General features: G+C 44.6%; 20 protein-coding genes. 13 read left to right on the top strand and 7 right to left on the bottom strand.

Annotation, left to right across the window (positions count from 1 at the left end; genetic code table 11):
- Window positions 1–17: 17 nt before the first annotated feature.
- Genes lpdA through bfmBB form a run of 4 tightly spaced genes read left to right on the top strand, consistent with a single transcriptional unit; the run spans window position 18 to window position 4,750 of the window.
- Complete coding sequence (lpdA, locus tag NYE56_RS11685) at window positions 18–1,442, top strand: dihydrolipoyl dehydrogenase (RefSeq protein WP_273797510.1); 1,425 nt, start codon at window positions 18–20, stop codon at window positions 1,440–1,442.
- A 21-nt stretch (window positions 1,443–1,463) separates the two neighbouring features.
- Window positions 1,464–2,456 carry a 3-methyl-2-oxobutanoate dehydrogenase subunit alpha gene (bfmBAA, locus tag NYE56_RS11680; RefSeq protein ID WP_004398565.1) on the top strand — a complete coding sequence of 331 codons (993 nt, stop codon included), beginning with the start codon at window positions 1,464–1,466 and terminating at the stop codon, window positions 2,454–2,456.
- 13 nt (window positions 2,457–2,469) lie between these two features.
- On the top strand, window positions 2,470–3,453 hold the full coding sequence (gene bfmBAB / locus NYE56_RS11675; protein WP_004398638.1) for a 3-methyl-2-oxobutanoate dehydrogenase subunit beta: 984 nt from the start codon (window positions 2,470–2,472) through the stop codon (window positions 3,451–3,453).
- A 22-nt stretch (window positions 3,454–3,475) separates the two neighbouring features.
- Entirely contained in the window at window positions 3,476–4,750 is a 1,275-nt protein-coding gene (gene bfmBB / locus NYE56_RS11670) for a branched-chain alpha-keto dehydrogenase complex dihydrolipoyllysine-residue (2-methylpropanoyl)transferase (RefSeq protein WP_341283880.1), read from the top strand.
- A 54-nt stretch (window positions 4,751–4,804) separates the two neighbouring features.
- On the opposite strand, the gene bmrR is transcribed toward bfmBB, so the two are convergent.
- From bmrR to NYE56_RS11655, 3 genes are all read right to left on the bottom strand, one after another.
- Window positions 4,805–5,641: a multidrug efflux transcriptional regulator BmrR gene (bmrR, locus tag NYE56_RS11665; RefSeq protein ID WP_341283879.1), complete on the bottom strand. Its 837-nt coding sequence runs from the start codon at window positions 5,639–5,641 to the stop codon at window positions 4,805–4,807.
- Window positions 5,642–5,713: 72 nt separating this feature from the next.
- A complete protein-coding gene (gene bmr, locus NYE56_RS11660; RefSeq protein ID WP_341283878.1) occupies window positions 5,714–6,883 on the bottom strand; it encodes a multidrug efflux MFS transporter Bmr in 1,170 nt (389 codons plus the stop codon).
- Between the two features lie 100 nt (window positions 6,884–6,983).
- Window positions 6,984–7,877 carry a diacylglycerol kinase family lipid kinase gene (locus tag NYE56_RS11655; RefSeq protein WP_268555495.1) on the bottom strand — a complete coding sequence of 298 codons (894 nt, stop codon included), beginning with the start codon at window positions 7,875–7,877 and terminating at the stop codon, window positions 6,984–6,986.
- Between the two features lie 160 nt (window positions 7,878–8,037).
- Here NYE56_RS11655 and brxB point away from each other — a divergent pair, with 160 nt between their 5' ends.
- From brxB to NYE56_RS11625, 6 genes are all read left to right on the top strand, one after another.
- Complete coding sequence (gene brxB / locus NYE56_RS11650; RefSeq protein ID WP_003226477.1) at window positions 8,038–8,475, top strand: bacilliredoxin BrxB; 438 nt, start codon at window positions 8,038–8,040, stop codon at window positions 8,473–8,475.
- A gap of 266 nt (window positions 8,476–8,741) precedes the next feature.
- Complete coding sequence (gene artP, locus NYE56_RS11645) at window positions 8,742–9,509, top strand: arginine ABC transporter substrate-binding protein ArtP (RefSeq protein WP_004398706.1); 768 nt, start codon at window positions 8,742–8,744, stop codon at window positions 9,507–9,509.
- Between the two features lie 79 nt (window positions 9,510–9,588).
- Entirely contained in the window at window positions 9,589–10,248 is a 660-nt protein-coding gene (artQ, locus tag NYE56_RS11640; RefSeq protein WP_003230340.1) for an arginine ABC transporter permease ArtQ, read from the top strand.
- Complete coding sequence (artR, locus tag NYE56_RS11635; RefSeq protein ID WP_003230342.1) at window positions 10,241–10,963, top strand: arginine ABC transporter ATP-binding protein ArtR; 723 nt, start codon at window positions 10,241–10,243, stop codon at window positions 10,961–10,963. The genes artQ and artR overlap by 8 nt, the downstream gene beginning before the upstream one ends.
- Before the next feature lie 70 nt (window positions 10,964–11,033).
- Window positions 11,034–12,002 carry an aromatic acid exporter family protein gene (locus NYE56_RS11630; protein ID WP_123373104.1) on the top strand — a complete coding sequence of 323 codons (969 nt, stop codon included), beginning with the start codon at window positions 11,034–11,036 and terminating at the stop codon, window positions 12,000–12,002.
- 51 nt (window positions 12,003–12,053) lie between these two features.
- Window positions 12,054–12,584, top strand: a complete 531-nt coding sequence (locus NYE56_RS11625; RefSeq protein ID WP_134156383.1) for a L,D-transpeptidase — start codon at window positions 12,054–12,056, stop codon at window positions 12,582–12,584.
- 19 nt (window positions 12,585–12,603) lie between these two features.
- Here the strand turns inward: NYE56_RS11625 and prli42 are convergent, their stop codons facing one another.
- The gene (gene prli42, locus NYE56_RS11620; protein WP_003226489.1) at window positions 12,604–12,696 is read right to left on the bottom strand and encodes a stressosome-associated protein Prli42; all 93 of its coding nucleotides are present in this window, start codon (window positions 12,694–12,696) and stop codon (window positions 12,604–12,606) included.
- Between the two features lie 89 nt (window positions 12,697–12,785).
- Here prli42 and mce point away from each other — a divergent pair, with 89 nt between their 5' ends.
- The 3 genes from mce to NYE56_RS11605 are packed head-to-tail and all read left to right on the top strand — an operon-like array spanning window position 12,786 to window position 15,857.
- Window positions 12,786–13,208: a methylmalonyl-CoA epimerase gene (gene mce / locus NYE56_RS11615; protein ID WP_335450727.1), complete on the top strand. Its 423-nt coding sequence runs from the start codon at window positions 12,786–12,788 to the stop codon at window positions 13,206–13,208.
- Window positions 13,201–14,724, top strand: a complete 1,524-nt coding sequence (locus NYE56_RS11610) for an acyl-CoA carboxylase subunit beta (RefSeq protein ID WP_335451197.1) — start codon at window positions 13,201–13,203, stop codon at window positions 14,722–14,724. Before mce ends, NYE56_RS11610 begins: the two co-directional genes overlap by 8 nt.
- Before the next feature lie 17 nt (window positions 14,725–14,741).
- Window positions 14,742–15,857, top strand: a complete 1,116-nt coding sequence (locus NYE56_RS11605) for a tripeptidase T (RefSeq protein WP_003230352.1) — start codon at window positions 14,742–14,744, stop codon at window positions 15,855–15,857.
- 40 nt (window positions 15,858–15,897) lie between these two features.
- Here NYE56_RS11605 and NYE56_RS11600 read toward each other — a convergent pair whose 3' ends face one another.
- The 3 genes from NYE56_RS11600 to mifM form a co-directional block, all read right to left on the bottom strand.
- Complete coding sequence (locus tag NYE56_RS11600) at window positions 15,898–16,626, bottom strand: YqjF family protein (protein ID WP_341283877.1); 729 nt, start codon at window positions 16,624–16,626, stop codon at window positions 15,898–15,900.
- Between the two features lie 181 nt (window positions 16,627–16,807).
- Window positions 16,808–17,635, bottom strand: a complete 828-nt coding sequence (locus tag NYE56_RS11595; RefSeq protein ID WP_123373107.1) for a membrane protein insertase YidC — start codon at window positions 17,633–17,635, stop codon at window positions 16,808–16,810.
- A gap of 29 nt (window positions 17,636–17,664) precedes the next feature.
- Entirely contained in the window at window positions 17,665–17,952 is a 288-nt protein-coding gene (gene mifM, locus NYE56_RS11590) for a membrane protein insertion/folding monitor MifM (protein ID WP_129092867.1), read from the bottom strand.
- Window positions 17,953–18,017 lie beyond the last annotated feature (65 nt).

Raw genomic sequence — 18,017 nt, 5'->3', positions numbered from 1 at the left:
GACAGGAGTGAGTCACCATGGCAACTGAGTATGACGTAGTCATTCTGGGCGGCGGTACCGGCGGTTATGTTGCGGCCATCAGAGCCGCTCAGCTCGGCTTAAAAACAGCCGTTGTGGAAAAGGAAAAACTCGGAGGAACATGTTTGCATAAAGGCTGTATCCCGAGTAAAGCGCTGCTTAGAAGCGCAGAGGTATACCGGACAGCTCGTGAAGCCGATCAATTCGGGGTGGAAACGGCTGGCGTGTCCCTCAACTTTGAAAAAGTGCAGCAGCGTAAGCAAGCCGTTGTTGATAAGCTTGCAGCGGGTGTAAATCATTTAATGAAAAAAGGAAAAATTGACGTGTACACCGGATATGGACGTATCCTTGGACCGTCAATCTTCTCTCCTCTGCCGGGAACAATTTCTGTTGAGCGGGGAAATGGCGAAGAAAATGACATGCTGATCCCGAAACAAGTGATCATTGCAACAGGATCAAGACCGAGAATGCTTCCGGGTCTTGAAGCGGACGGTAAGTCTGTACTGACTTCAGATGAGGCGCTCCAAATGGAGGAGCTGCCACAATCAATCATCATTGTCGGCGGAGGAGTTATCGGTATCGAATGGGCGTCTATGCTTCATGATTTTGGTGTGAAGGTAACGGTTATTGAATACGCGGATCGCATATTGCCGACTGAAGATCTAGAGATTTCAAAAGAAATGGAAAGTCTTCTTAAGAAAAAAGGCATTCAGTTCATAACAGGGGCAAAAGTGCTGCCTGACACAATGACAAAAACATCAGATGATATCAGCATACAAGCGGAAAAAGGCGGAGAAACCGTTACCTACTCTGCTGAGAAAATGCTTGTTTCCATCGGCAGACAGGCAAATATCGAAGGCATTGGCCTAGAGAACACCGATATTGTTACTGAAAATGGCATGATTTCAGTCAATGAAAGCTGCCAGACGAAGGAATCTCATATTTATGCAATCGGAGACGTAATCGGTGGCCTGCAGTTAGCTCACGTTGCTTCACATGAGGGAATTATTGCTGTTGAGCATTTTGCAGGTCTCAATCCGCATCCGCTTGATCCGACGCTTGTGCCGAAGTGCATTTACTCAAGCCCTGAAGCTGCCAGTGTCGGCTTAACCGAAGACGAAGCAAAGGCGAACGGGCATAATGTCAAAATCGGCAAGTTCCCATTTATGGCGATTGGAAAAGCGCTTGTATACGGTGAAAGCGACGGTTTTGTCAAAATCGTGGCGGACCGAGATACAGATGATATTCTCGGCGTTCATATGATCGGCCCGCATGTCACCGACATGATTTCTGAAGCTGGTCTTGCCAAAGTGCTGGACGCAACGCCGTGGGAGATCGGGCAAACGATTCACCCGCATCCAACGCTTTCTGAAGCAATTGGGGAAGCAGCGCTTGCCGCAGATGGCAAAGCCATTCATTTTTAAAAGCATAAAGGAGGGGCTTGAATGAGTACAAACCGACATCAAGCACTAGGGCTGACTGATCAGGAAGCCGTTGATATGTATAGAACCATGCTGTTAGCAAGAAAAATCGATGAAAGAATGTGGCTGTTAAACCGTTCTGGCAAAATTCCATTTGTAATTTCTTGTCAAGGACAGGAAGCAGCACAGGTAGGAGCGGCTTTCGCACTTGACCGTGAAATGGATTATGTATTGCCGTACTACAGAGACATGGGTGTCGTGCTCGCGTTTGGCATGACAGCAAAGGACTTAATGATGTCCGGGTTTGCAAAAGCAGCAGATCCGAACTCAGGAGGCCGCCAGATGCCGGGACATTTCGGACAAAAGAAAAACCGCATTGTGACGGGATCATCTCCGGTTACAACGCAAGTGCCGCACGCAGTCGGTATTGCGCTTGCGGGACGTATGGAGAAAAAGGATATCGCAGCCTTTGTTACATTTGGGGAAGGGTCTTCAAACCAAGGCGATTTCCACGAAGGGGCAAACTTTGCCGCTGTCCATAAGCTGCCGGTTATTTTCATGTGTGAAAACAACAAATACGCAATCTCAGTGCCTTACGATAAGCAAGTCGCATGTGAGAATATTTCCGACCGTGCCATAGGCTATGGGATGCCTGGCGTAACTGTGAATGGAAATGATCCGCTGGAAGTTTATCAAGCGGTCAAAGAAGCACGCGAAAGGGCACGCAGAGGAGAAGGCCCGACATTAATTGAAACGATTTCTTACCGCCTTACACCACATTCCAGTGATGACGATGACAGCAGCTACAGAGGCCGTGAAGAAGTAGAGGAAGCGAAAAAAAGTGATCCCCTGCTTACTTATCAAGCTTACTTAAAGGAAACAGGCCTGCTGTCCGATGAGATAGAACAAACCATGCTGGATGAAATTATGGCAATCGTAAATGAAGCGACGGATGAAGCGGAGAACGCCCCATATGCAGCTCCTGAGTCAGCGCTTGATTATGTGTATGCGAAGTAGGGAGGAAGAACAAATGTCAGTAATGTCATATATTGATGCAATCAATTTGGCGATGAAAGAAGAAATGGAACGAGATTCTCGCGTTTTCGTCCTTGGGGAAGATGTAGGAAGAAAAGGCGGTGTGTTTAAAGCGACAGCCGGACTCTATGAACAATTTGGGGAAGAGCGCGTTATGGATACGCCGCTTGCTGAATCTGCGATCGCAGGAGTCGGTATCGGAGCGGCAATGTACGGAATGAGACCGATTGCTGAGATGCAGTTTGCTGATTTCATTATGCCGGCAGTCAACCAAATTATTTCTGAAGCGGCTAAAATCCGCTACCGCAGCAACAATGACTGGAGCTGTCCGATTGTCGTCAGAGCGCCATACGGCGGAGGCGTGCACGGAGCCTTGTATCATTCTCAATCAGTCGAAGCAATTTTCGCCAACCAGCCCGGACTGAAAATTGTCATGCCATCAACACCATATGACGCCAAGGGTCTATTAAAAGCCGCAGTTCGTGACGAAGACCCAGTGCTGTTTTTTGAGCACAAGCGGGCGTACCGTCTGATAAAGGGAGAGGTTCCGGCTGATGATTATGTCCTGCCAATCGGCAAGGCTGACGTAAAACGGGAAGGCGACGACATCACAGTGATCACATACGGCCTGTGTGTCCACTTCGCCTTACAAGCTGCAGAACGTCTCGAAAAAGATGGCATTTCAGCGCATGTGGTGGATTTAAGAACAGTTTACCCGCTTGATAAAGAAGCCATCATCGAAGCTGCGTCCAAAACTGGAAAGGTTCTTTTGGTTACAGAAGATACAAAAGAAGGCAGCATCATGAGCGAAGTAGCCGCAATTATATCCGAGCATTGTCTGTTCGACTTAGACGCGCCGATCAAACGGCTTGCAGGTCCTGATATTCCGGCTATGCCTTATGCGCCGACAATGGAAAAATACTTTATGGTCAACCCTGATAAAGTGGAAGCGGCGATGAGAGAATTAGCGGAGTTTTAAAGACGTAAGGGAGGATACAATCATGGCAATTGAACAAATGACGATGCCGCAGCTTGGAGAAAGCGTAACAGAGGGGACAATCAGCAAATGGCTTGTCGCCCCCGGTGATAAAGTGAACAAATACGATCCGATCGCGGAAGTCATGACAGATAAGGTAAATGCGGAGGTTCCGTCTTCTTTTACTGGTACGATAACAGAGCTTGTGGGAGAAGAAGGCCAAACCCTGCAAGTCGGAGAAGTGATTTGCAAAATTGAAACAGAAGGCGCGAATCCGGCTGAACAAAAACAAGAACAGCCAGCTGCTTCAGAAGCCGCTGAGACGCCTGCTGCAAAAAGTGCCGAAGCAACTGATCAGCCCAATAAAAAGCGCTACTCGCCAGCTGTACTCCGTTTGGCCGGAGAGCATGGCATTGATCTTGAACAAGTAACAGGAACAGGTGCCAGCGGGCGCATCACACGAAAAGATATTCAGCGCTTAATTGAAACAGGCGGCGTACAAGAACAGAAGGCTGAGGAGCCGAAAACAGCAGCTCTTGCACCGAAGTCTGCATCAAAACCTGAGCCAAAAGAAGAGACGTCATATCCTGCGTCTGCAGCCGGTGATAAAGAAATTCCTGTCACAGGTGTAAGAAAAGCAATTGCTTCCAATATGAAGCGAAGCAAAACAGAAATTCCGCATGCTTGGACGATGATGGAAGTCGACGTCACAAATATGGTTGCATATCGCAACAGTATAAAAGATTCCTTTAAGAAGACAGAAGGCTTTAATTTAACGTTCTTCGCCTTTTTTGTAAAAGCGGTCGCTCAGGCGTTAAAAGAATTCCCGCAAATGAATAGCATGTGGGCGGGGGACAAAATTATTCAGAAAAAGGATATCAATATTTCAATTGCAGTAGCCACAGAAGATTCTTTATTTGTTCCGGTGATTAAAAACGCTGATGAAAAAACAATTAAAGGCATTGCGAAAGACATTACCGGCCTAGCTAAAAAAGTAAGAGACGGAAAACTCACTGCAGATGACATGCAGGGAGGCACGTTTACCGTCAACAACACAGGTTCGTTCGGCTCTGTTCAGTCGATGGGCATTATCAACTACCCTCAGGCTGCGATTCTTCAAGTAGAATCCATCGTCAAACGCCCGGTTGTCATGGAGAATGGCATGATTGCTGTCAGAGACATGGTTAATCTGTGTCTGTCCTTAGATCACAGAGTGCTTGACGGTCTCGTGTGCGGACGATTCCTCGGACGAGTGAAACAAATTTTAGAATCGATTGACGAGAAGACATCTGTTTACTAAATAAGAAAAAAGAGCATTTTTTGAAGTTTTGTTTCAAAAAATGCTCTTTTTCTATTATTCAGCGATTCGTATTTTCATTTCGACACGATATTCTTCTTGTTTTTTCGGGGAGTAATGAATCGGTATAATTAACTCGTATACATCACTGACAACTGTTAATTGGCGGTCTGCGATATACTTGATAAGCTTCTGTAAGTTGAGAAAATAATGTTCAGGCGAAAAATTATACGCGATACACGCATACCTCCCTTTAGGGATCGTTGTGATTTCCATATCCGGCGTAATTGATGAAATCTGTTTATTCGTCAATACAGGCGTGAAAATATGACGGTAAGTCATTTCATCAATGCTGGTGTAGGGCTGAAAAGAGAAAGTAGCGCCGTAGCTATTGTTCGTAAATCCATCTGCTGACTCGATAAATTTTTTTAATTTGCTGTAGGAGGCGTTGAGCACGTTTTCAGGCCCGATTCCTTCTGCCTCTGTCTGAATAATCCGTATTTCTTCTTCATCTAAAACAAAAATCTCACCGAGCGCGGGATATTCCATCTGCCGTTTCATCCGCTTTTTCACCAATGAAATGGTTTGCTCCAGTGCTGATAAAAAGTCTAATTTCTCCCTGATTTGCCTCTCCTGCTCGGTATAAAAAGCAAACAGTTCTTCCATCTCTAAGTCCTGTGCTTTTTTCATCTCTTCTAAAGGTGTGCCGATATATTTCAATGATTTGATCAAATCCAGATGAATGAGCTGAGAATCTGTATAATAGCGGTAGCTGGTATCCGGGTCGACGTAGGCTGGTTTAAATAAATCAATTTTATCGTAATAACGGAGCGCTTTAATCGACACGTTTGCCAGTTTTGAAACTTCCCCAATTGAGTAATACGATTCCTTCATGCCATCACTCCTTCTGTCATCAGTATAAAGAAGAAGCGCATTCTTTGCAGTACACAAAGAATACGCTTCTTATCACGTGCTGGCTTTAAGATGTGCAGGCGCTTTCCAAGCAATGGTCAGTGCAATCCCTATGGCTAAGGTGACCGTTGCAAAGTAGAAGGGATAGTTTACATCAATATCGAACAGCATTCCGCCGATAATAGGCCCGAATACATTGCCGATACTTGTAAACATTGAATTCATACCGCCGGCAAACCCTTGTTCATTTCCCGCAATCTTTGACAGGTAAGTCGTTACCGCAGGCCGCATGAGATCAAATCCGACAAATACGGTGACTGTAACCAGCAGAATCGCAACATATGAATGGACCGTTGTCAGCAAGAATACCAGACTCGTCGAGAGAATTAAGCTGTACCGAATTAAATGGATTTCGCCAAACCATCTTGTGAAGCGGTCGAATAAGACGACTTGCGTAATGGCGCCAACAATCGCTCCTCCTGTAATCATAATGGCAATGTCGCTGGCCGTAAATCCGAATTTATGATCCACGAATAATGCAAATAAAGATTCAAATGATGCTAAACCAAAAGACGAAATTAAGATAATAAGAAAAGCTATGAAATACATGGGGGCAAAAATTCGTTTAAAGCCTGTCTTCTGCCCTTTTATTTCCTGATTTTCAGGGTTTCGTTCCGGTTCGCGCAGCGTGAGGATTGATAAAAGGGCTGCTAACAGTGCAAAAGCTGCCGCAAAGAAAAAAGGCAGCCGGGAATGGACTTCTGCTAAAAATCCCCCGATGCCGGGGCCGATAATAAATCCTGTTGAAATAGCGGCTGACATATAACCGAGCGCTTTTGGCCGTGTTTTAATGGTCGTGATATCTGCGATAAAAGCCGTGACCCCGGGCATAATGAAGGCTGCGCTGATACCGCCCAGCATACGGGAGATAAATAACATCTCAACTGTTTTTCCAATGCCGAACAAAAACTCCGACACACTAAAGAACAACAGGCCGATTACGATCATGATCTTGCGCCCGAAGCGATCAACCCATCGTCCGGCTATTGGTGAGACAATGAGCTGTGTAATAGCGAAGCAGGCAACCATATAGCCGACCGCGGTCCCCGATAAATGCAATTCATTCATAATGGTCGGCGTTACTGGAATCACAAGCCCGATCCCCAAAAAAGCAATAAATAAATTGGTTAATAATATAGTTAAGGTAATATTTTTCTTCTCCATATGACTTCCCCTTTTTCAAGTGTGTATCCCTTATACTGTAAGACCTCCTCCTAGGGGAGAGTCAACGGATTTGCAAAATCTTTCTAAAGCCTTATGACAGTTATTCATTTGCGGGAACAAGCATGTCGATATGCTGCGGCAGGACCTGAATGACTGCGGGTGTATGTGTATAAACTTCTCCATCCATATCCGCCTTTTTGGCAGTGTCTGTTTCAATCTCGATACGGGAAGCCTGGACATAGGACAACTCTCCGGTAAAACGATCAATTGAACCCTGTTCCATGCTCATCAGCTCCCGCAGCGCGGTGAGGTTGGTATTGCGGCATATGAGAACATCAAGTAAGCCGTCTTCAATACTGGCATCAGGCAGAGGAATTCGATTCGTTCCAATGTATTGGCCATTCATCACAAGCAGCATAACGGCTTCTTCTTTAATTTCTTCTCCATCAATTTTTAATGTCATCGGAAACGATGCAGCGGATGAGACGGTTCGCAAGGCACTTGTAAAATAGCTGATTTTTCCCAATAATGCTTTTTCCGTTTCGTTGATTTGATTCGACGTTTCTGCAATTAAGCCGATCCCCCAGAAATTCAAAAAATAACGGTCATTCATCTGACATACGTCTACGCTGGTTTTTTTTCCTGCCATAAGTGCTTCCGCAGCCTTTGCAAGATTTTGAGGGATGCCAAGCACTCTTGAAAAGTCGTTGCACGTGCCGCCTGGCAAAATTCCGACAGCGGGTTTTCTTTCTAGAGCGCTGATAGCATTTATGCATTGATGGATCGTGCCGTCGCCGCCGAGAATGAAGACGGTGTCGATAGAATCATCAATGGATTGGCAAAAATGATACGCATCATCCTTTTTCTTTGTCTGCTTAATAATCACCTCATCTAAATGGTGAGATAAAACCGGCACCACAGCACCAAGTGCTTTTTCTATATTTTTGTTGCCGGCATTTCCGTTATGAATCAGTAACGCTTTCCGGTGGCTCATATACAACTGCTCCTTTATTTTACTTCTGGTTATATAATCCCCTTTTTCTGTAAGCAGTAAACGAAGAGCAAAAAAAGTGCACGGCGAAGCAAAGTCATTTGCCGATATGGACGTTTCCTTGCTATCATAAGAACAGATGATGAAAAAGGAGAGGTCTTCATTGAACATGGACTTTAATTTATTTATGAATGATATTGTCCGCCAAGCGAGACAAGAAATAACAGCTGCCGGATACACCGAGCTTAAAACAGCCGAAGAGGTGGATGAGGCACTTACGAAAAAAGGAACGACGCTTGTCATGGTAAACTCTGTTTGCGGCTGCGCCGGAGGAATTGCAAGACCGGCAGCCTACCATTCCGTTCACTATGATAAAAGACCTGATCAGCTCGTCACCGTTTTTGCCGGACAGGATAAAGAAGCGACAGCGCGTGCGCGTGACTATTTTGAAGGTTATCCGCCATCTTCTCCGTCCTTTGCGATTTTGAAAGACGGAAAGATCATGAAAATGGTAGAGCGCCATGAAATTGAAGGCCACGAGCCGATGGCCGTAGTGGCAAAGCTGCAGGAAGCCTTTGAAGAATATTGTGAAGAAGTATAAGACGAACAACCCGGATGCCCAAGCGGCCCGGGTTTTTTTGTGCATAAATTTCCAAGGATATATGAATAAATATTAAGGGATTATTCAATCGGATTGTACAGCGATTTAATTTTTATCTAGTAATATCAGAAGAGATCACTGGAAAGATAAGCTTAAAGATAATTTTTAAAAATAGTATTGCATAAAAATGAGAAACTGTTTAAAATACAAATTAACGAATAAATATTCAAATACACCAAAAGTAATGAATACGGGGGAAATGGATCATGAAAAAATGGCTCTTATTACTTGTAGCTGCTTGCATCACCTTTGCATTAACTGCGTGCGGCTCAAGCAATTCAGGTTCAGAAAGCGGAAAGAAAAAATTAATTATGGGTACTTCGGCGGATTACAAACCGTTTGAATATAAAGAAGGAGATAATATTGTCGGCTTTGATGTAGAGCTGGCAAAAGCTCTGGCAAAGAAGGCAGGCTATGAAATTGAAGTGCAGGATATGGACTTCAACAGCTTAATTACAGCGCTTAAATCAAAACAGGTGGATCTCGTTCTGTCAGGAATGACACCAACGCCTGAGCGTAAAAAACAAGTTGATTTTTCAGATGTGTATTACACAGCGAACCATATGATTGTCAGCAAAAAAGACAGCGGCATTCAATCTTTGAAAGACCTGAAAGGAAAAACAGTTGGCGTTCAGCTTGGCTCTATTCAGGAAGAGAAGGGGAAAGAGCTTTCTCCGGAATATGGTTTTAAAACAGAAGACCGCAACAGAATTTCTGATTTGGTGCAGGAAATCAAATCTGACCGCTTCGATGCCGCGATTATTGAAGACATTGTTGCAGAAGGGTATTTCAAATCAAATGATGACCTGCAAGGCTTTGTGATTCCTGATGCGAAAGCGGAAGAAGCCGGTTCAGCAATTGCTTTCAGAAAGGACAGTGAACTGACAGACAAATTCAATAAAGCGCTCAAGGAAATGGAAGATAACGGAGAGCTTGAGAAATTGAAGAAAAAATGGTTCACTGGCGAGAAGTAAAAAAAGCGGCTCAACTTTTTCGTTGAGCCTTTTTATTGAATAGGAAACTTTTTTCCTGTAAGAAAAGGAGACAAAGGCTATGAATTTGGATTTTTCAGCAACGATCCCCCAAATTCCTTTTATATTAGAAGGCTTGGCAATTACATTAAAAATTGTTGTTGTATCTGCTATTATCGGACTTATACTCGGTATTGTGCTAAGCTTATGCAAGATCAGCACATTCCGCCCGTTTATCTGGATCGCTGATTTTTATACATCAGTGTTCCGAGGCACGCCTTTAGTGCTGCAGCTTATGATTGTCTATTTTGGCCTTCCTCAGCTGCTCGGATTTCAAATTGACCAGTTTTGGGCTGCGGTTGTCGCATTGTCTTTGAATTCCGCCGCTTATGTATCGGAAATTATCAGAGCCGGAATCAATGCCATTGATAAAGGGCAAAAAGAAGCTGCTGTTGCACTCGGTGTCCCGTATGGAAAAATGATGAAGGATCTGCTGCTGCCGCAGGCCTTCAAAAATATATCACCTGCAATTGTGAATGAATTAATTACGTTAACAAAAGAATCGGCGATCGTTACCGTCATCGGGCTTGGTGATGTCATGAGACGCGCATATCAAGCTGGCGCCGCCACTTACAATTACCTTGAGCCGCTCATTATCGCGGGATTGATTTATTATGTGCTTGTCCTGATTTTAACGTTTATCGGCAAGGCTGTAGAAAGGAAGCTGAAATCCAATGATTAAGGTTGAAAAGCTGTCAAAATCATTTGGGAAACACGAAGTATTAAAAAACATTTCAACAACAATCGCTGAGGGTGAGGTTGTTGCCGTGATCGGTCCTTCAGGCTCAGGCAAATCAACGTTCTTACGCTGTTTAAACCTGTTGGAAAAGCCTAACGGCGGAACCATTACAATAAAAGACACAGAGATTACGAAGCCAAAAACCAACACATTAAAGGTCCGGGAAAACATCGGGATGGTTTTTCAGCATTTTCATCTCTTTCCGCACAAAACGGTTCTCGAAAACATCATGTACGCGCCTGTCAATGTAAAAAAAGAAACAAAACAGGCTGCACAGGAGAAAGCTGAGGACCTGCTCCGCAAAGTCGGTTTGTTTGAAAAGCGAAATGACTATCCAAACCGTTTGTCTGGCGGACAAAAACAGCGTGTCGCGATTGCCAGGGCTCTTGCGATGAATCCGGACATCATGCTGTTTGACGAGCCGACCTCCGCCCTTGATCCAGAGATGGTTAAAGAAGTGCTACAGGTGATGAAAGAGCTGGTCGAAACCGGCATGACCATGGTGATTGTCACACATGAAATGGGCTTCGCAAAAGAAGTGGCAGACCGCGTGCTGTTTATGGACCAAGGAATGATTGTCGAAGACGGCAATCCGAAGGAATTTTTTATGTCGCCAAAATCCAAAAGAGCGCAGGACTTTTTAGAGAAAATATTATAGAATATAAAAAAGAAGAAGGCTGGCCGCCTCTTCTTTTTTATTGAAGAAACAAATAGAAATGGAGTCCGACATGTTTAAAATTGGTTATCGCACAATAAAGACCGCGCTAGGAACAGCTTTGGCTATTTATATAAGCCAGTTATTGCATTTGCAAAACTTCGCATCAGCAGGAATCATCACCATTTTGTGCATACAAATCACACAAAAACGGTCGCTTCAGGCCTCATGGGCCCGCTTTGCGGCATGCTGTCTGGCAATTGTTTTTTCTTATCTCTTTTTCGAGCTTATTGGCTACCACCCGTTTGTGATCGGAGCGCTTCTTTTGATATTCATTCCGATAACGGTTCTGTTAAAAATTAACGAGGGTATTGTCACCAGTTCCGTTATTATCCTTCATTTATACATGTCCGGCGGCATTACGCTTGCTTTCATCTGGAATGAAGTTCAGCTGATTACGGTTGGCATCGGCGTCGCTCTATTGATGAATTTGTATATGCCTAGTCTTGACCGGAAACTGGTTGCCTACCGCAAAAAGATAGAGGATAACTTTGCTGTCATTTTTGCAGAAATCGAACGGTATTTGTTAACTGGTGAGCAAGATTGGTCAGGAAAAGAAATTCCGGAAACGCACCAGCTCATTACGGAGGCTAAAAACCTGGCATATCGAGATGTGCAAAACCACATTTTGCGTTATGAAAATCTGCATTATCATTATTTTAAAATGAGAGAAAAGCAATTTGAAATTATCGAACGCCTTCTCCCTAAAGTGACATCGATCTCCATCACGGTAGATCAGGGAAAAATGATCGCTGAATTTATTCATGATTTGCGGGAGGCGATACACCCTGGGAATACAGCGTACAAATTTCTGAAAAGACTTGCTGACATGAGAAAAGAATTTGAGGAGATGCCGCTTCCGGCGACTAGAGAGGAATTTGAAGCGAGGGCCGCTCTCTTCCACCTTCTCGGCGAAATGGAACAATATTTAGTGATTAAAAGTTATTTTAAAGGAATAAAAGCGCAAAAATCACTCGGATAATTCGCATGAGCTCTTCCTTCATTGGTCAACCTAATGAAAAAGGAGGAGCTTATGCGTTTTTTCTTATGTTCGATTTTCATGATGATTTCACCGATTTGGCCGCTCGGCGAAAATCCGCTGCCGGGTGATCCATATGTTATTGTCAACAAGCGAACAAATGAACTTGCTGTTATCCTCGACAACAAAGTAGAAGGCGTGTACAGTGTGGCGACTGGAAAAACAGATGATTTGACGCCTGAAGGAGAGTTTTCGGTAACGGTAAAAGCGGAAAATCCTTACTACAGAAAGAAAAATATTGAAGGGGGATCTCCTGATAACCCGCTTGGGGCAAGATGGATCGGATTTGACGCGAAAGGAACGGACGGGCGGATTTATGGAATTCATGGGACAAACCGAGAAGAATCAGTAGGAAAATTTGTGTCTAACGGCTGTATACGTATGCATAACGATGAGGTTGTTCATTTGTTTCAAACGATACCAGTAGGAACGAGAGTGCTGATCACGGACGACAACCGCTCTTTTGAGGAGATTGCCATCGAGCATAAAGCTCTGATAAAAAAGCAGGATATTCCCAATGAATAAGGCGCCTGCTTTTTTATCGTTATAGAAACATGACGATTCCTGAGAGTACAGTTGAAAGAATAAAAACTCCCAAAATCACGATCAAAACGCTTTTCATCAGTTTTTGAGACATGATTTTCACTCCTTAAACAATCTGTCTATATTTTAGCGTGTTTTGAATGGGCGGACAAGCGATATCTATTAGCGAAAGCAGGGATGCAAATGAACAGGCTTGACCATATCGGGATAGCCGTTTTTTCGATAAAAGATGCAAGAAGCTTTTATGAAAATGTATTGGGGCTTGCATTTCTTCATCAAGAAACGGTTGAAGAGCAAAAGGTGAATGTTGCTTTTTTTCAAGCTGGTAGCGTCAAACTTGAGCTGATAGAGCCGTTGACAGCTGACAGCCCCGTCCGTTTATTTTTGGAGAAGAAAGGGCAGGGACTGCATCATATTGCGTTTTTGTGCAACGGCCTATCTGAACAGCTTCAAGCATTGTCTGACCGGCATGTTCGATTGATTGACAGGTATCCAAGACAGGGGGCAAATGGGAAAAAGATCGCGTTTCTTTCCCCTCGGGAAACAAACGGTGTTCTTGTAGAGCTTTGTGAACCGAAAGGAGACCAACACAATGAACATGAATGAGCACATGGATCATTTATACACGAAACGCAAGCAGGCAGAAGAAGGCGGAGGACAGGAAAAGCTGGCTCAGCAGCGGCAAAAGGGCAAGCTCACTGCTCGGGAAAGGATTATATTTCTTCTAGATCAGGACAGCTTTATCGAATTACATCCCTTCATGGAAAGTCAAGTGTTAACAAGAGAACAGCGCATGTTAGGGGATGGGGTCGTGACAGGGTACGGCACAATTGACGGCCGCTCAGTTTATGTATTTGCGCAAGACTTCACAGTGTTCGGAGGGGCGCTTGGCGAAACCCATGCCAGGAAAATCTGCGCTTTGATGGATCTGGCAGCAAAAAATAAGGCGCCGATTATCGGGCTGAATGACTCAGGTGGTGCGAGAATTCAAGAGGGTGTGGTATCATTAGATGGATACGGTCACATATTTTACCGAAACGTCTTATATTCCGGAGTCATTCCGCAAATATCGGTTATTTTAGGGCCGTGCGCTGGAGGCGCTGTATATTCTCCGGCACTCACAGATTTTATATTTATGGCTGAACAGACCGGCCGGATGTTTATTACCGGCCCGAAGGTGATTGAAAAAGTGACAGGGGAACAGGTTGATGCGGAGAGCTTAGGCGGAGCGGGGATACATAATGCCGTCAGCGGAAACGCCCACTTTTCCGGGCATACGGAGAAGGAGGTTCTGACAGGGGTGAGAAAACTGCTGTCTTATTTGCCGCTGAATGGCCGGACAACAGAGCCGAAGCCAGAGAAAGAGGCGTCCAGACCGTTATTAAACCAACTTGTCCCTGCTGATACGACAAAGCCTTATGATGTTCGGAAGGTGATTAGGGAACTAGCCGACCCACAGTCTTTTTTTGAGATTCAGCCATTTTTTGCGAAGAACATTGTCATTGGGTTTGCAAGGCTGGGTGAAAAAGCAATCGGCATCGTGGCGAGCCAGCCGAAGCATCTGGCGGGAAGCCTGACGATTGACGCTGCTGATAAAGCAGCAAGGTTCATCCGTTTTTGTGACGCATTTGATATCCCGCTATTGACTGTCGAAGATGTCCCGGGGTTTCTGCCGGGGATTCAGCAAGAGCACAATGGAATCATCAGGCATGGAGCAAAATTATTGTTTGCTTATGCTGAAGCGACTGTCCCAAAAGTCACACTCATCATTAGAAAAGCGTACGGCGGCGCCTATGTGGCCATGAACAGCAAAGCGATCGGAGCGGACCTTGTGTTTGCATGGCCGAATGCTGAAATCGCAGTGATGGGTCCAGAAGGTGCGGCATCGATTTTGTATGAAAAGGAAATCAAAGCTTCAGCTGACCCGCAAAAGACGAAACGCGAAAAAACAGCTGAATACAAAAAGCAAAACGCCGGCCCATACAAAGCGGCCGCTTGTGGAATGGTCGATGACATCATTTTGCCGGAAGAATCAAGGGGAAGACTGATTCAAGCTTTTCATATGCTTGCACATAAGACAGAAGAGAGACCGAAAAAAAAGCACGGTAACATACCGCTTTAATATGGAGGGACTTACAAATGGTGAATGAAAAACGCCTGCTGGAAGAATTTTTAGAGCTTGTCCAAATTGACTCAGAAACAAAGCACGAAGCTGAAATCTGCAAAGTGCTGAAACGAAAATTTTCTGATTTAGGTGTGGACGTTAAAGAAGACGATACAATGGATATCACGGGCCACGGAGCCGGTAACCTGATTTGCACGCTAAAAGGGACAAAACAAACAGATACGATCTATTTTACATCTCATATGGACACAGTTGTACCCGGAAACGGCGTAAAACCAGTTGTAGAGAACGGTTACGTCAAAACTGACGGCACGACGATTTTAGGCGCTGATGATAAAGCGGGATTGGCTGCAATGTTTGAGGCGATTAAGGTGCTGAAAGAAGAAAACATTGAACACGGCACGATTGAATTCATCATCACAGTAGGGGAAGAATCGGGTCTGATCGGAGCGAAGGCTCTTGACCGTTCTATGATCACTGCATCCTACGGCTATGCCCTTGATTCAGACGGAAAAGTTGGAAATATCATTGTGGCCGCGCCGACACAGGCGAAGGTAAGAGCGGCAATTTTCGGGAAAACCGCTCACGCCGGGGTTGAACCTGAAAAAGGCATTTCAGCGATTACAATCGCTAGCAAAGCCATTTCAAAAATGCCATTGGGCCGTATCGATGAAGAAACAACCGCTAATATCGGCCGGTTTGAAGGCGGCACACAAACAAACATTGTGTGCGACGAAGTTCATATTCTTGCTGAAGCGCGCTCTTTAGTTCCTGAGAAAATGGAAGCTCAGGTTCAAAAAATGAAAGCTGCTTTTGAAGAGGCAGCTGCTGATATGGGCGGACGCGCAGAAGTCGAAATTGAGGTTATGTATCCGGGCTTTAAATATCAAGACGGCGACCAAGTTGTTGAAATCGCGAAAAAAGCGGCTGCTAAAATCGGACGTCCAAGCGAGCTGCAAACGAGCGGCGGCGGAAGCGACGCGAACGTAATCGCTGGTCATGGCATCCCGACGGTCAATCTTGCTGTCGGTTATGAGCAAATCCATACAAAAAATGAAAAAATGCCGATCGAAGAGCTCGTTAAAACGGCAGAAATGGTTGTTGCCATTATTGAAGAGGCGGCAAAATAAACAAAGAAAACCCGAGTGCGATTTCCCGCATCGGGTTTTTTTAGCTCCATTTCCTAAGCGGCCAAAATAACACATCCTGTTTTTTAGCGTAATGAAGCAAGGGGTCTGACTCTGGCAATGTAATGCCGTGAGCATCAGTCACCGTATTGACTGGAATTTCTGCTTCGGCGTTTTGCAGCAGCCATGGATGATGATGGATGTCTTCGGAATAGAGTTTGTTTTGATTGGTAGTATAGAGTCTATACCGTTCTGTCAGCCAGTAATCGAGCGAATCCTTTTCTGCTGTAAAAGGCGCTGAAAGGGACCGGTATGCGGCGTGGAATGCTGCTTCTTTGTCATCTTTCCGCTTGCTGACATAGTCAATGGCATCACCGTTTTTTTCGGCTTTCATATCCGCGTAAAAATAAGGCAGATGAAAGAATGTGCGAGCGCCAAGGACCGCCAGACGATGATCGGCATCTAAGCTAAAAAAATAAATGCCGGGCTTGCCTTTATACGTGACATAGGTGCGGAGGTTAAGCTCAGGAAATGCACGCGCACCGGGAATGGCAGGAAGATAACGCGCCCTCAGGTTCGTGAGCATAAAGGGAAGCATGCTGATCCAAGCTTGCCCGTTATATGTATCTAATTCTAAAACGGACGGTACCAAAGCGCGAAGGATAGAAACATCAACAGGCCAGTGAGCAAATAAGACATCATTCCAGGTTTGTCTCATGATCCAGATTCCTTCAGGTACAGAAATGTTTTTTTGCTGAAAGTGTTCCGTCAACGTATATGCTCCTTTCGTTTGGAGGTGAGTAAAGGTATTCCCGATTTCCTTCTTTTTAAACGATACGGCTATTTTTTAGGATGGCCATTTCTGCTTCAGCCATGATAAACAAGACTGTTTGGCGCGGTATGCTTTGCAAGTAACAAAAAACAACCCCGGCTTTTCGCGCGGGGTTGTTTTTTTATTTCACCGACTCAGTAAGAGCGGCTGTTTTTTTACTTTTATGATGCGTCATCTGAAGGACGATGTTTTGCACTGTCAAAAACAGTCCGCTTGTAAACCAGTACAGCGGAAGGGCTGCCGGAACATTAAGCGAGAAAATCGTCATCATCACAGGGAAGATGAACACCATCAATTTTGCGGATTGCTGTGCCGCTGGGTTTTGCGGGACAGCGGAATATTTCGCGCTCAGTTTTTGAGCGACATAGGCCTGGATAAAGTACATTGCTCCCGCACTAAGAGACACGAGAATGTCAGATTGTCCTAAACTGAACCATAAAAACGAGTGTGACGCAATTTCAGGTGTAGAGCGAATCGCGTAATAAAACCCAATCACAATAGGAAACTGAATCAGCATTGGGAGGCATCCCATAGCAAGCGGATTGATGTTGTTCTCTTGATACAGCTTCATCATTTCCATTTGCAGTTCTTTTTGTTTTTCAGGGTCCTTCGTTTTTTTCAATTTGGCCTGAATGCTGTCAACCTGAGGTTTAATAACGGCCATTTTCTCTTGGAACACGCGCTGTTTTTTGAACTGATTAACAAACAAAGGCAGTACAACCATACGCACAATAATGGTTACGAGGATAATAGAGAGTCCGTATTCTCCGTGAAACAGCCCGGCAACACCCTTAAGCAGAGCGGAAAACGGTTCAATTAAATAATCGTGGAAAAAACCTACGTTGCTGAGGCCTCCCACCTGATTAGTCGCTGCAAATGCAGCATTGCCCGAGCATAATACGATCAAAAAGATACCCATAGCCAAAAGTTTTTGATATGTTTTTACCAATTTGTTCTCCTCCTTTTTATAAATGCGGTTTATAAAAGAAGAGAACCGGCGTCTTCCTCATCGTTCACAGGCGAATTCATGCGGAAGACTTTACGTATCCAAGTTGTAATGCGATGATATATAATAATAAGAAAGTCTGTTCGGTTAATGTGAAAGACCGTCTGATGTTCATCTGTTCGTTTAGATTTCCAGTGCTCGCCGGCACGGCACTCTCGTAATAGGAATGCAATCCCGATTGCCGTCAGAGCAGGAAGAATAATTGTGAAAAAATCGACTAAGAATAAAACGTCATTTATCGATTCCACAAACATTGTCATCACATCCATTCAATAGCTTCATTTTACTATATGTACAAGCTGTTGTCTAATGACCGAAAAGGAGA

It is taken from the genome of Bacillus sp. FSL R5-0603, from assembly GCF_038050295.1.
GTDB lineage: Bacteria > Bacillota > Bacilli > Bacillales > Bacillaceae > Bacillus > Bacillus subtilis.
This window is presented reverse-complemented; position numbering and strand designations above follow the sequence as displayed.